Source organism: Buttiauxella cochleicola, from assembly GCF_021283185.1.
In the GTDB taxonomy this organism is placed as follows: Bacteria; Pseudomonadota; Gammaproteobacteria; order Enterobacterales; family Enterobacteriaceae; genus Buttiauxella; species Buttiauxella massiliensis.
On the sequence record NZ_JAJSOS010000003.1, the window covers coordinates 248123 to 262296 of the forward strand.

Genomic DNA, 14174 nt, shown 5'->3' on the forward strand with positions numbered 1-14174 from the left:
ACACAATCACGATGCAATTACTTCAACCCGGCAAATACCGCCGCAATCGCCACCGCACCAGGATCTTTCACCCCTTTCAGGTTATCGCTGTTCACGTATGACGAGCGCCCGGCATTGGCTTTGTGCATTTGCGCCGTTGCCTCCGCACCATCTTGTGCAGCCTTCACAGCAGCGTTCAGGTCGCTATCTTTGAGCGCTTCAAGTGCAGGCTGCAAGGCATCAATTAAGGTACGATCTCCCAACTCGGCCCCACCGTAGCGCTTCATCTGCTCAAGGCCAAACAATAATGCATCTGCAATTTTTTTCTTTTTAGCGACTTTTTGCCCGGCTGCCGTGAAGAAAATAGACATCAGCACGCCGCTTGACCCCCCCATGACTGTTGCCAGGCGTTCTCCGACTAACTCCAGGAGTGCTGCGGTATCATTTAATGGCAGCTTTCCGTCATCGTTAAGCTGCGCGATATCTCGCGCCCCCAGTGCAAACGTGGAGCCGGTGTCACCATCGCCGACTTTAGCATCCAGGGCATTCAACACTTTTTCCTGCTCAATAAGCGTCTGCGTGATGTGGCCTACCAGTGCTTTAACCGTGTCGTTTTCCGACGGTTTTGCATGCGTTCCCTCGCGAATGACGCTGTGTTTTTGCATTGGCATCGCATGGAGTTTTACCATTGGGTGCCAGCCTGTGGTTTCGACATCCGCTTGCAGCGCTTTAATAAATGTCTCATTCAGAGCAATGGCCGAGAGCGAAAAACCTTTCATATCGAGCGCGGTAACCAGCGGTGCAGGGCCAATCAAATAATCGATTTGCTCTTTCATTTCTGAATGCATCAACTCTTTCGTCAGGATGGCCATTTCTAACGATGAAACTCCGCCCAGGTTGTTGACCAGCACCGCAAGCCTTACCTCTTTACCGGTTTTTTTACGCAAATGTTTTACCAGCGTAGCCACTGTTTTCTGGCTGTTCTGGCTGGCAACGGTGCTTGCTCCAGGTTCGCCGTGAATACCCAGCCCTAACTCAACGTGACCGCCTTTGATGCGCCCTTCTTCCTCGTTTTGATCGGGAAGATTGCAGGTTTGCATGGCGACACCGATGCTGGCAATACTGTCGCAGGCACTTTGCGCGATGTCTCGAACATCACTCAATGATTTCCCCTGCTCTGCGGCAAAGCCCGCAATTTTATGGACCAGTACCGTCCCGGCAATTCCACGCGGCTGCTTGTTATCCGGCAACGAAATATCGTCACCAACAATAACCATCTCCACTTTCAGGCCGTGCTTTTTAGCTTTCTCGGCTGCCAGCCCGAAATTCAGGCGGTCACCGGTATAGTTTTTGACGATAAGCAGGCAACCACGGTCGCCGGTCACGGCCACAATGGCGTTTAATACCGCATCCACGCTCGGTGATGCGAACAGATCACCACATACCGCTGCGGTGAGCATCCCCTTACCAACAAAGCCTGCGTGCGCGGGTTCATGACCCGAACCACCGCCAGAAATAATCGCTACTTTGCTTTTGTTCCAGTCTTTACGCACCACCACGCGAATAGCGGGATCGGTACCTAACCGGGCCAGGTTATGAAAACGAGAGCTGATGATGACGCCTTCGATGGCATCGTTGACCATTTGCTGACGGTCATTAAAGAAGAATCTGGACATAGTTTCCCAACAATAAGTAATACATATGCAAAGCATAGCCTTTGCTGCGAGAGATGCCGCAAACCAGGATTTTTGAGTGATGACGTTCCCTATCCACTTGCTATGCTTATGGAAATGTTGCCACAGGAAAATCACCATGACTGCGCCGCTCCTGATTGCCAGAACTACCGAACAAGAACTGCATCTGTTGCCCAACATGGCAAACCGTCACGGGCTAATCACCGGGGCTACAGGCACTGGTAAAACCGTGACGCTGCAAAAACTGGCCGAGTCATTTTCAGAAATCGGTGTGCCAGTATTTATGGCTGATGTAAAAGGCGACCTCACGGGTATTGCGCAAGAAGGTGCTGAATCCGAAAAGCTGCTCGCAAGGCTTGCCAAAATTGGCGTGACTGACTGGTCACCTCATAGCAATCCAGTTGTCTTGTGGGATATTTTTGGCGAAAAAGGCCACCCGGTGCGCGCGACGGTGTCCGATCTTGGCCCATTGCTACTTTCACGCCTGCTCAACCTCAATGAAGTACAGGCGGGCGTACTGCAAATCATCTTCCGCATTGCCGACGATCAGGGTCTATTGCTGCTCGATTTTAAAGATCTGCGCGCGGCGACGCAGTACATCGGCGATAACGCAAAATCGTTCCAGAATCAGTATGGCAACATCAGCAGTGCATCGGTGGGTGCCATTCAGCGTGGGCTGTTGCAGCTTGAACAACAGGGGGCTGAATATTTCTTTGGCGAACCGATGCTGGATATCAAAGACTGGATGCGCACTGATGCTAATGGTAAAGGAATTATCAATATTCTATCGGCCGAAAAGCTCTATCAGATGCCGAAACTTTACGCCGCCAGCCTGCTGTGGATGCTTTCGGAAATCTATGAGCAATTACCTGAAGCTGGCGACCTGGAAAAACCAAAACTGGTGTTCTTCTTCGACGAAGCGCATCTGTTGTTTAATGATGCTCCACAGGTATTGTTGGACAAAATCGAGCAGGTAATTCGCCTGATTCGTTCCAAAGGCGTTGGGGTCTATTTTGTTTCCCAAAACCCATCTGATATTCCGGATACCGTGCTCGGCCAGCTCGGTAACCGCATTCAACATGCGCTGCGTGCCTTTACGCCTAAAGATCAGAAAGCCGTTAAAACTGCCGCGCAAACCATGCGCACAAATCCAAAGTTCGATACCGAAAAAGCGATCCAGGAGTTAGGCACTGGCGAGGCACTAATCTCATTGCTGGATGAAAAAGGCAGCCCGACGGTGGTTGAGCGAGCCATGGTTATCGCCCCTTGTTCACGCATGGGGCCGGTCACTGACGATGAACGCAACGGGCTTTTGAACCATTCACCGTTATACGGTAAATACGATGAAACGGTCGACAGGGAATCGGCGTATGAGCACTTACAGCAAGGTGTTCAGGCGGCAGGTGAGCAACAAAATGCACCACCCGCTAAAGGTGAATCAGTAGCCGTTGATGACGGTATTCTCGGCGGGCTGAAAGATATTCTGTTTGGCACTACAGGGCCGCGTGGCGGCAAGAAAGATGGCGTCGTGCAAACCATGGCGAAGAGTGCGGCACGCCAGGTAACTAACCAAATTATTCGCGGAGTTTTAGGCAGTATTATGGGTGGGCGGAAACGGTAATTTCTACACGTTAACTATCTATACCCAAAATAATTCGAGTTGCAGCCAACGCAGCTGCAACTCGAAGTATGAAGGGTATTATTAGCCGGAGCGCTTCATCATCATCCACAGACTGATAAGGAAGAACGTCGCACTTGGTAACAACGCACCCAAAATCGGCGGGATGCTGTAAACCAGACTTAGCGGGCCAAAGATTTGGTCAAGCACGTAGAAGACGAAACCAAAGCTGATACCAGTGACAACCCGCACACCCATTGGCACGCTACGCAGTGGGCCAAAGATGAATGACAGGGCCATCAGCATCATTACCGCAACGGAGAGTGGCGCAAAGATTTTGCTCCACATGTTGAGCTGGTAACGCCCGGCGTCCTGGCCACTGGATTTCAGGTACTTCACATAATTGTGCAGGCCGCTGATAGAAAGCGCGTCCGGGTCCAGCGCCACCACACCTAGTTTGTCTGGGGTCAGGTTGGTTTTCCACTCACCGCTAACGGTTTGAGCACCGGTAATTTGCTTCTCATTTGTCAGGTTTGACTCATCAACCTGTGACAAACGCCATACCTTATGTTCCACATCGTACTGGGCCGATGCCGCATAACGAACAGATTGCAGACGACGCTCTTTGTTAAAACTATAAATACTCACGCCCGCCAAATCGTTATCGCCTTTAACGCGCTCGATATAGACAAAACTTTGGCCATCTTTAGCCCACAACCCTTGCTGAGTTGTCAGCAAAGAACCGCCATACATCTGTTGTGCACGATAGTTACGGGCCATTTGTTCGCCTTGCGGAGCAACCCATTCACCAATCGCCATGGTCAGTAACACCAACGGAATAGCCGTTTTCATCACTGACAGCGCAATTTGCATCCGCGTAAAACCAGAGGCTTGCATCACCACCAGTTCGCTACGCTGCGCCAGCATCCCCAACCCAAGTAGAGCACCAAGCAGTGCCGCCATCGGGAAGAAGATCTGGATATCTTTTGGAATGCTAAGGACGGTATATACACCTGCCCCCATTGCTGAATAGCTGCCCTGCCCGGCCTTTTTCAACTGGTCGACAAACTTAATAATGCCCGACAGCGACACCAGCATGAACAGCGTCATCATGATGGTGGTGAAGATGGTTTTACCGATATATCGGTCGAGAACACCAAACATTTATGCCGCTCCTCGTGTTCTGCTAAAGCTTGCACGTAGCCGGCGCATCGGCACCGTATCCCACACATTGAGGACAATCGCGATGGCAAAATAGACCAGGTTAACCAACCATATCCAGATCATCGGATCGATTTTCCCCTTCGCCGCATTCGATTTCAGCGAGGTCTGAAGCAGGAAGAAAATCAGATATAACAACATCGCCGGAAGCATTGAAAGCACGCGCCCCTGCCGTGGGTTCACCACACTTAATGGCACCACCATCAACGCCATAATGACAACGGCCATAATGAGTGTCAGACGCCAATGCAGTTCAGCGCGAGCATTTGGCGCATCGTTAGTCCACAGAGCTTTCATGTACATCTGACTGGAATCTTCAGGGTCAAGCGCCACCGTCTGGTGCCCTACAACCGCCTGATAATCCTTGAAGTCAGTAATACGGAAATCGCGCAGCAATGCTGTACCTTCAAAACGCGTACCGGTATTGAGCGTCACAACCTGCGAACCGTCAGGGCGTTGAGATAAATGGCCGGAATCCGCAACCACTACCGATGGACGCGCATTTCCTTTCGGGCGCAACTGAGCGAGGAAAACGTCTTTAAAACTTGAGCCGTCAACGCTTTCAATGAACAAAACTGAGTTGCCGTCGGTCGCTTGCTGGAATTGCCCTTGAGCAAGTGCAGCCATACCAGGGTTAGCTTTGGCCTCAGCCAATACTTCGTCCTGATGACGAGAAGACCACGGCCCAAGCCACATTACGTTGACTGTTGCAATTGCACCGGTAAAGAGTGCGAGGATCATTGCAGCTTTGATCAGCACAGCTTTACTCAAACCGCAGGCATGCATTACCGTGATTTCACTTTCGGTATACAGTCGGCCAAGCGTCATGAGCAGCGCAAGGAAAAGGCTAAGTGGAAGGATGAGTTGCGCCATTTCAGGCACACCAAGTCCTAACAAAGAAAGTACGAGGTTTGTCGGAATATCGCCGTCAACCGCCGCCCCGAGAATCCTGACCAGCTTCTGACAAAAGAAGATCAGTAGCAGGATGAAGAGGATCGCAAGTTGGCTTTTGAGCGTCTCCCGAACCAGATATCTTATGATAATCACATTAAATACGCCTGTGAAAACGAGTCTTTTTGCAGGAAAATCGCTTGTTTCATCGCTTATACGTCATTTATTCTCTTGAGTCGTCGAAAACATCGCTAAGATTAAAAAGCCCGGCATAATACTGGCGCAGGGTGATTTAAATGACGTTGCCGAAACCGTAAAAAAACATACTCGTAAGATTAACACGAAGTCATCGCAACCGCGGAGATGAGTTACGAAAGCTTGCAATTCTAGCTGTAGCCACCGCCGTTGTCTTTAAGATTCAGGAGCGTAGTGCATGGAGTTCAGTGTAAAAAGCGGTAGTCCCGAGAAACAGCGTAGTGCCTGCATCGTTGTGGGAGTCTTTGAACCGCGTCGCCTGTCCCCGGTCGCCGAACAACTCGATAAAATCAGCGATGGCTACATCAGCGCGCTTTTGCGCCGTGGTGAGCTCGAGGGGAAACCCGGTCAAACTTTGTTGCTCCACCACGTTCCAAACGTACTCTCAGAGCGCATTCTACTGATTGGGTGTGGCAAAGAGCGTGAACTGGATGAACGTCAGTATAAGCAGGTTATCCAGAAAACCATTAATACTCTGAACGATACCGGTTCAATGGAAGCCGTATGCTTCCTGACCGAGTTGCACGTTAAAGGCCGTAATACTTATTGGAAAGTACGCCAGGCAGTAGAAACGGCAAAAGAATCTTTGTATAGCTTCGACCAGTTAAAAACCAATAAAAGCGAGCCACGCCGCCCGCTGCGTAAAATGGTCTTTAACGTGCCAACCCGCCGCGAATTGACGAGTGGTGAGCGCGCCATTCAGCACGGTCTGGCGATTGCTGCTGGTATTAAAGCGGCAAAAGATCTAGGCAACATGCCACCAAACATCTGTAACGCGGCTTACCTGGCTTCCCAGGCGCGTCAGTTAGCTGATTCTTACAGCAAAAACGTTGTTACTCGCGTGATTGGCGAACAGCAGATGAAAGAACTGGGCATGCACTCATACCTCGCAGTAGGCGATGGTTCCCAGAACGAATCGCTGATGTCGGTTATCGAATACAAAGGCAGCACCGATCCTGATGTACGCCCAATCGTGCTGGTCGGAAAAGGCCTGACGTTTGACTCCGGTGGTATTTCTATCAAACCTGCCGAAGGCATGGACGAGATGAAATACGACATGTGCGGAGCGGCTTCCGTATACGGCGTAATGCGTATGGTTGCAGAGCTGAATCTGCCGATTAACGTTATTGGCGTACTGGCGGGTTGTGAAAACATGCCTGGTGGCCGTGCTTATCGCCCAGGCGACGTGCTGACGACAATGTCCGGTCAAACGGTTGAAGTGCTGAACACCGACGCTGAAGGCCGCCTGGTTCTGTGCGATGTGCTGACTTACGTTGAGCGCTTCGAACCTGATGTGGTTATCGATGTGGCGACGCTGACCGGTGCTTGTGTGATTGCTCTTGGCCATCACATCACCGGTTTGATGTCTAACCACAATCCACTGGCTCACGAACTGATCGGCGCGTCTGAACAGGCCGGTGACCGCGCGTGGCGTCTGCCAATTGCTGATGAGTATCAGGATCAGCTGGACTCCAACTTTGCGGATATGGCAAACATTGGTGGCCGTCCAGGTGGCGCAATCACCGCTGCCTGCTTCCTGTCGCGCTTTACCCGTAAGTACAACTGGGCGCACCTGGATATCGCCGGTACCGCATGGCGTTCTGGTAAAGCCAAAGGCGCAACCGGCCGCCCTGTTGCGCTGTTATCACAATTCCTGTTGAACCGTTCTGGGTTTAACGGCGAAGAGTAATTTAACGCCCTCACTCTAACCCTCACCCAAGAGAGGGTTAGAGTGAAACACCATTCAATAGAAAAAGCTGGCTTAATGAAAAACGCGACGTTCTACCTGCTCGACAACGACACGCCTTCCGGTGAGTTGAGTGCCGTTGAAGCGTTGGTGTGTGAACTGGCGGCAGAAAGCTTTCGTGCAGGAAAACGCCTGCTGATTGCTTGTGTTGATGAACAACAAGCTATCCGTCTGGATGAAGCACTCTGGCAGCGCGACGCGCACGCATTTGTGCCGCATAATCTTGCCGGTGAAGGGCCGCGTTATGGTGCCCCGGTAGAATTGGCCTGGCCGCAACGACGCGGTAGTTCTCCGCGCGATGTGCTGATTAGCCTGTTGCCACAGTTCGCAGATTTTGCCACCGCTTTCCATGAAGTGATAGACTTCGTACCTTACGAAGACACTCAAAAACAACTGGCCCGTGATCGCTATAAGGCGTACCGCGTTGCTGGTTTCCACTTGACTACGGCGACTCATACCCCGCCGGGAACGACATAGCAGACAATGGAAAAGACATATAACCCGCAAGATATCGAACAGCCGCTTTACGAGCACTGGGAACAGCAGGGCTACTTTAAGCCAAATGGCGACACTAGCCAGGAAAGCTTCTGCATCATGATCCCGCCGCCGAACGTTACCGGCAGCTTGCATATGGGTCACGCCTTCCAGCAGACGATCATGGATACCATGATTCGTTACCAGCGCATGCAGGGTAAAAATACTCTGTGGCAGGCGGGGACTGACCACGCCGGTATCGCGACCCAGATGGTCGTCGAGCGCAAAATTGCCGCCGAAGAAGGCAAAACACGCCATGACTATGGCCGTGATGCTTTCATCGACAAAATCTGGCAGTGGAAGGCAGAGTCTGGTGGCACCATCACCCGTCAGATGCGTCGTCTCGGTAACTCCGTAGACTGGGAGCGCGAACGCTTCACCATGGATGAAGGCCTGTCCAACGCGGTGAAAGAAGTGTTCGTCCGCCTGTACAAAGAAGATCTGATTTATCGTGGCAAACGCCTGGTAAACTGGGACCCGAAACTGCGCACCGCAATTTCCGATCTGGAAGTTGAAAACCGCGAATCTAAAGGTTCTATGTGGCACCTGCGTTATCCACTGGCTGACGGCGCAAAAACCGCTGACGGCAAAGATTACCTGGTTGTCGCCACCACCCGTCCAGAAACCGTGCTCGGTGATACCGGTGTGGCAGTGAATCCAGAAGATCCGCGTTATAAAGATCTGATCGGCAAATTTGTTGTTCTGCCGCTGGTTAACCGTCTGATTCCAATCGTGGGTGATGAACACGCCGACATGGATAAAGGCACCGGCTGCGTGAAGATCACGCCTGCACACGACTTTAACGACTACGAAGTTGGCCGCCGTCATGCCCTGCCAATGATCAACATTCTGACCTTCGACGGTGATATCCGCGAAGCGGCAGAAGTGTTCGATACCAACGGCGAAGAAGCAGACGTTTACAGCAACGAGATCCCGGCTGAATTCCAGAAACTGGAGCGTTTTGCCGCGCGTAAAGCTGTGGTCGCTAAGTTCGACGAAATGGGCCTGCTGGAAGAGATCAAACCTCACGATCTGACCGTTCCTTACGGCGACCGTGGCGGCGTGGTTATCGAGCCAATGCTGACCGACCAATGGTACGTGCGCACCGCGCCGCTGGCGAAAGTCGCGGTTGAAGCTGTTGAGCAAGGCGATATTCAGTTCGTGCCTAAGCAGTACGAAAACATGTACTTCTCCTGGATGCGCGATATTCAGGACTGGTGTATTTCTCGTCAACTGTGGTGGGGTCACCGCATCCCGGCCTGGTACGATGCCGAAGGCAACGTGTATGTTGGCCGTAATGAAGCGGAAGTTCGCGCTGAAAATAACCTCGGCGACGACGTTGCTCTGAACCAGGACGAAGACGTTCTGGACACATGGTTCTCCTCCGGTCTGTGGACATTCTCTACGCTCGGCTGGCCTGAGAACACCGAAGCGCTGCGCACCTTCCACCCAACCAGCGTGATGGTTAGCGGCTTCGACATTATCTTCTTCTGGATTGCGCGCATGATCATGCTGACCATGCACTTCATCAAAGATGAAGACGGCAAGCCACAGGTTCCGTTTAAAACCGTCTACATGACCGGGCTTATCCGCGATGACGAAGGGCAGAAAATGTCCAAGTCCAAGGGTAACGTCATCGACCCGCTGGATATGGTTGACGGTATCTCCCTGGAAGACCTGCTTGAGAAGCGCACCGGTAATATGATGCAGCCGCAGCTGGCTGAGAAAATCCGTAAGCGCACCGAGAAGCAATTCCCGAACGGTATCGAACCGCACGGCACCGATGCGCTGCGCTTTACGCTGGCAGCTCTGGCGTCTACCGGTCGCGACATCAACTGGGATATGAAGCGCCTGGAAGGTTACCGTAACTTCTGTAACAAGCTGTGGAACGCCAGCCGTTTCGTGATGATGAATACCGAAGACCAGGATTGCGGCTTTAACGGCGGCGAAATGGTTCTGTCTCTGGCGGATCGCTGGATTCTTGCAGAATTCAACCGCACCGTGAAAGCATACCGTGAAGCGCTGGACAGCTATCGCTTTGATATCGCTGCCAACATCCTGTACGAATTCACCTGGAACCAGTTCTGCGACTGGTATCTAGAGCTGACCAAACCGGTTATGAACAGTGGCACTGAAGCGGAACTGCGCGGTACGCGTAATACGCTGATTAACGTGCTGGAAGGTCTGCTGCGTCTTGCGCATCCAATCATTCCATTCATCACCGAAACCATCTGGCAGCGCGTGAAGACCTTCAAAGGCATCACCGACGATACCATCATGCTGCAACCATTCCCGGCGTATAACAGCGAGCAGGACGATGAAGCTGCGTTTGCCGATACCGAGTGGATGAAGCTGGCGATCACCGCCGTGCGTAACGTTCGCGCTGAGATGAACATCTCTCCGGGCAAACCACTGCCAATCCTGCTGCGTAACGTGAGCGCGGAAGCGGAACGTCGTGTTAATGCGAACCGTACCTTCCTGCAAAACCTGGCGCGTCTGGAAAGCATCACCCTGCTACCTGCTGATGATAAAGGCCCGGTTTCCGTGACCAAAATCATCGAAGGTGCAGAGCTGCTGATCCCAATGGCAGGCCTGGTCGACAAAGCGGCTGAACTTGCGCGTCTGGACAAAGAGATGGCGAAGCTGGATGTGGAAATTACATCCATCGAAAACAAGCTGTCTAACGAAGGTTTTGTGGCGCGCGCGCCAGAAGCCGTAGTTGCGAAAGAACGCGAACGTCTGGCGGCATGTGGCGAAGCTAAAGTGAAATTGGCTGAGCAGAAAGAAACTATCGCTGCGCTGTAATTGAGTGCTTTGATATGAGAAGGCCGGGACATTTCCCGGCCTTTTTTTTTGGTGCCATCAAGCTTGAATGCTATAAATTAAGATTCGGTACCAACCCACGTGAAATTCGGCTCACCACATCGGTGGCAATTTTATCGTCGTGATCCTGCAATTCCAGGTCGTCTAAATCACCATCAACCCAGGTGTTTTTTGCCAGATAGCGGCAGTAACGAATACGTGCCCAAGGGTAGGCAATACCGAATGTGCACAAAGTGATTAAGCCATTAATAATAAGCTGCCCGACAAATCCAGCTAATGTCAAAGTGGAGCGGAAAGCTATTTTTTCACTCAGCGCTACTTGCTTATAGTAATAATTCCGCATCATCACATATAAATAGCTAAAGCTAACGATGAGTCCAAGCAGATAAATCAAATAACAAATTAGGATTGTTCCTTGAACTGATGCCAGCTCGTCCGGTGACATCATGCCGCCAGATAAAACCACGTGTATAATAGTCGGCGCTATTAACTTCAACACCAGCAATAAGAACGGCGTCAAAAGAAGCATCCCGATAATACTGAACATCACACATTTTTTGACACTGACACTAGCCGCAAATTTTTGCGTTCCAAAGCTTAATCCATTGAATAATAAATTCAACCACATGCCGACGGCAACGCCCTGTACTGCGCCAAATCCCAGGATGCCAACAATCATGGCAATAACAATCGTGATAACAATCCTGTCCATTTCAAACAAAGAGGCCGAACTTGCGGTATAGACAATCATCGAGCAGATTAAAAAAACACCTGCGAGCATTAATAATGGCGCACCCATCATCACCCACCAGGCTTTAAATCCTGATGCATTAAAATTGAACCGTACATTATTTAGCGTTGTTGATTGCATCTGATAACGCAGACTTTGAATAACTAAATAAGGCAAGAACAATATCAGTATCGCTAACAGGCAAAATGACAAAGGACTGCTTTGTTTAATGATTGCAAATTCTAAAGCCCCAAAGAAAACAAAAAGGCAAAGCCAGCTTATGAATAGTGATCCACCTTTCACGTTGTAAGAAAACCGTGAACCCGATAATTCGGTATTGCTGTAAATATAACGTTTACAACGCACGTAGGCCCACGGTGCAAAAATACCAAACGTGACAAGAGTGAGTAGAAAATTAACAACGCACACGCCAAAATAGCCGCTGCCTGTGCCATGAAAAGTAATATTCCTTGAGTGGCTAACTTCTGGAGTTCCCTGCTGATCAAACATATCCATCCTTATTGAAAATGAAATACTTAACGGTCAGCATTTAACCACAGCAAGCTACTTCGAAATAATCCGGTTCGGGATTTCCTCGCTACTTTAGGAACTTGCTTATTAACTTTCACAGTGGTATTTAAATATTCAATCTTTATCCCCATCATTAATGAGTCCACGCTATGAATCTTGCTGCTCCGGTTGAAATCGCACTGCGCCGGATAACCCCCCAGGACAATGCGGCCATCGCGCGCGTTATCCGCGAAGTCTCTGCTGAATATGGCTTAACCGCCGATAAAGGCTATACCGTGGCAGATCCAAATCTCGATGAGCTTTATCAGCTCTACAGCCAACCGGGTCATGCCTATTGGGTTGTGGAAGTGGATGGTGAAGTTGTCGGTGGTGGTGGTGTCGCGCCATTAACGTGCAGCGAACCGGACATTTGTGAATTGCAGAAGATGTATTTCCTGCCGGTAGTGCGTGGCAAAGGGTTGGCTAAACGCCTGGCGTTGCAGGCAATGGATTTTGCCCGCGAAAAAGACTTTAAGCGCTGCTATCTGGAAACCACAGCGTTTCTGACTGAAGCCATCGCGCTGTATGAGCGTCTGGGCTTTGAACATATTTCTGAGCCGCTTGGCTGCACTGGCCATGTGGATTGCGAAGTGCGGATGATTAAGTCTCTGTAACCGCTTTAAATGGGTTTACTGAATCTATTCGATCCAGTAAACCCTGCAACTTTTATTGGGTAGCTAACCGTTGAATTCGCTTATCACGGCGGATTTTGCGCTCTTCCATCACCGCAACCATCGCCATTAGCACGATGCAACAGATTGCAGCGGCATCCAGTGCTGCGAAAGTCCCTGCCCAGCCAGTCAGACCAAAAATTGGCGTCCCGTCGGCTATCATCCCAAGCCCTAACTTAGCGAAGCTGTCGCCAATCAAATAGGCGAAGGTGCCTTTGATGCCGTCAGCCGCACCGATAGCTTTTTTCGGAACGAAGCCGACTGCCGCCACGCCAATCAGCAATTGTGGACCAAACACCAGGAAGCCCAGCGCGAACAACGATGCCAGGTAGACATACTGGTTGCTGGCGTGCTGATAAACGCCGAGGGTCGCAATAATTAATGCCAGCGCAACACAGGCGACCAGCGCACGGCGACCGTTCGCCAGATCCGACAACCAGCCCCACAGCAACGTGCCGACCAATGCCCCTACTTCAAACAGGGTAAAGCCCTGAATCGCCACTTCTTTGGAAAGCTTCAGCTCCTGAAACGCGTAAACCGTGGACCACTGGTCAATACCGATGCGCACCACGTAGAGGAAGATATTGGAGAAGCACAGCAGCCAAATAACTTTGTTCTTCAGCACGTACTCAACGAAGATTTGCCATTTGGTCATCGACTCGTCTTCGGTCTCTTTATCTTCTTCGCTGATTTCTTCGCTAAACAACTCTTCAGCTTTGCCCAGGCCGTAAGACTCAGGGGAGTCGCTGCCATAGCGCAGGCCAATGAAGCCAACAACCAGCGCGATGATGGATGGGAAGATAAACATGCCAATAACGTGGCCGTCGAACAGAACGTTCGCACCAATCAGCGCCACGCCTGCGGCACCCGCACCGCCCAGGTTATGGGAGATATTCCACAGACCCAGATAGGTTCCGCGCTTGCGGCGCGGCGTCCATTTAGTGATGGTGGAGTAGCTGCATGAGCCACCCGCGCTCTGGAAGAAACCGCTCAGGGCGTAGAAGGCAATCATCATAAACAGGCTGACCGAACCGGTCCCCATACTGGCGCTAAAGCCGAGCATACAGATAGCCGAGAGGATCAGCATAAACGGCAGGAACTGCTTGGTGTTTTTGCCGTCTGCGTAGTAGGAAACCAGGGTTTTACCCACGCCGTAGGTGATGGAGAAGCCCAGGCCTATCATCCCCAGTTGCGTCATGCTCAACCCGTAAGTAGAGATCATGTCGTTCTGCGCAATGTTGAAGTTCTTACGGATCAGATACATGGTCAGGTAGCCAATAAAGACTACCAGGTAAGACTGCATGAACGGTTTGAACCACATCTTGCGCCGCACATCGAGCGGCAAATCCAGGGTCGGCTTGCGCACCTGATTTAATAAGGCCAGCATGGGTTACTCCTGATTTAAAAACCTGCGTGATAGCAGGCATTGTAAAAATCAGCA

10 protein-coding genes are annotated in these 14174 nt (G+C 51.0%); 5 read left to right on the forward strand and 5 right to left on the reverse strand.

The window, feature by feature from the left end; all coding sequences use genetic code 11:
• Nucleotides 1-17 precede the first annotated feature (17 nt).
• Nucleotides 18-1655: a glycerone kinase gene (locus LVQ76_RS06490; protein ID WP_232921250.1), complete on the reverse strand. Its 1638-nt coding sequence runs from the start codon at nt 1653-1655 to the stop codon at nt 18-20.
• Nucleotides 1656-1791: 136 nt separating this feature from the next.
• Between LVQ76_RS06490 and LVQ76_RS06495 the strand changes: the two genes are divergently transcribed.
• A complete protein-coding gene (locus LVQ76_RS06495; RefSeq protein WP_232921251.1) occupies nt 1792-3294 on the forward strand; it encodes a helicase HerA-like C-terminal domain-containing protein in 1503 nt (500 codons plus the stop codon).
• A gap of 81 nt (nt 3295-3375) precedes the next feature.
• On the opposite strand, the gene lptG is transcribed toward LVQ76_RS06495, so the two are convergent.
• A complete protein-coding gene (gene lptG / locus LVQ76_RS06500) occupies nt 3376-4455 on the reverse strand; it encodes an LPS export ABC transporter permease LptG (protein WP_151993027.1) in 1080 nt (359 codons plus the stop codon).
• Nucleotides 4456-5559, reverse strand: a complete 1104-nt coding sequence (gene lptF / locus LVQ76_RS06505; protein ID WP_232921252.1) for an LPS export ABC transporter permease LptF — start codon at nt 5557-5559, stop codon at nt 4456-4458.
• 277 nt (nt 5560-5836) lie between these two features.
• Between lptF and pepA the strand changes: the two genes are divergently transcribed.
• The 3 genes from pepA (at nt 5837) to LVQ76_RS06520 (ending at nt 10744) form a co-directional block, all read left to right on the forward strand.
• The gene (gene pepA / locus LVQ76_RS06510) at nt 5837-7348 is read left to right on the forward strand and encodes a leucyl aminopeptidase (protein WP_064513975.1); all 1512 of its coding nucleotides are present in this window, start codon (nt 5837-5839) and stop codon (nt 7346-7348) included.
• Nucleotides 7349-7423: 75 nt separating this feature from the next.
• On the forward strand, nt 7424-7882 hold the full coding sequence (locus LVQ76_RS06515; RefSeq protein WP_034459595.1) for a DNA polymerase III subunit chi: 459 nt from the start codon (nt 7424-7426) through the stop codon (nt 7880-7882).
• Nucleotides 7883-7888: 6 nt separating this feature from the next.
• On the forward strand, nt 7889-10744 hold the full coding sequence (locus LVQ76_RS06520) for a valine--tRNA ligase (protein WP_232921253.1): 2856 nt from the start codon (nt 7889-7891) through the stop codon (nt 10742-10744).
• 70 nt (nt 10745-10814) lie between these two features.
• Here LVQ76_RS06520 and LVQ76_RS06525 read toward each other — a convergent pair whose 3' ends face one another.
• Nucleotides 10815-12002 carry a YjgN family protein gene (locus tag LVQ76_RS06525; protein ID WP_232864676.1) on the reverse strand — a complete coding sequence of 396 codons (1188 nt, stop codon included), beginning with the start codon at nt 12000-12002 and terminating at the stop codon, nt 10815-10817.
• Between the two features lie 170 nt (nt 12003-12172).
• Here LVQ76_RS06525 and LVQ76_RS06530 point away from each other — a divergent pair, with 170 nt between their 5' ends.
• A complete protein-coding gene (locus LVQ76_RS06530) occupies nt 12173-12676 on the forward strand; it encodes a GNAT family N-acetyltransferase (protein WP_232864677.1) in 504 nt (167 codons plus the stop codon).
• Nucleotides 12677-12728: 52 nt separating this feature from the next.
• Here the strand turns inward: LVQ76_RS06530 and uhpT are convergent, their stop codons facing one another.
• Nucleotides 12729-14120 carry a hexose-6-phosphate:phosphate antiporter UhpT gene (uhpT, locus tag LVQ76_RS06535; RefSeq protein ID WP_232921254.1) on the reverse strand — a complete coding sequence of 464 codons (1392 nt, stop codon included), beginning with the start codon at nt 14118-14120 and terminating at the stop codon, nt 12729-12731.
• Between the last annotated feature and the right edge of the window lie 54 nt (nt 14121-14174).

Coding starts and splice junctions, on each gene's coding strand:
- LVQ76_RS06490 (WP_232921250.1), bottom strand. CDS start 1,655: ATGTCCAGATTCTTCTTTAATGACCGTCAGCAAATGGTCAACGATGCC.
- LVQ76_RS06495 (WP_232921251.1), top strand. CDS start 1,792: ATGACTGCGCCGCTCCTGATTGCCAGAACTACCGAACAAGAACTGCAT.
- lptG (WP_151993027.1), bottom strand. CDS start 4,455: ATGTTTGGTGTTCTCGACCGATATATCGGTAAAACCATCTTCACCACC.
- pepA (WP_064513975.1), top strand. CDS start 5,837: ATGGAGTTCAGTGTAAAAAGCGGTAGTCCCGAGAAACAGCGTAGTGCC.
- LVQ76_RS06515 (WP_034459595.1), top strand. CDS start 7,424: ATGAAAAACGCGACGTTCTACCTGCTCGACAACGACACGCCTTCCGGT.
- LVQ76_RS06520 (WP_232921253.1), top strand. CDS start 7,889: ATGGAAAAGACATATAACCCGCAAGATATCGAACAGCCGCTTTACGAG.
- LVQ76_RS06525 (WP_232864676.1), bottom strand. CDS start 12,002: ATGTTTGATCAGCAGGGAACTCCAGAAGTTAGCCACTCAAGGAATATT.
- LVQ76_RS06530 (WP_232864677.1), top strand. CDS start 12,173: ATGAATCTTGCTGCTCCGGTTGAAATCGCACTGCGCCGGATAACCCCC.
- uhpT (WP_232921254.1), bottom strand. CDS start 14,120: ATGCTGGCCTTATTAAATCAGGTGCGCAAGCCGACCCTGGATTTGCCG.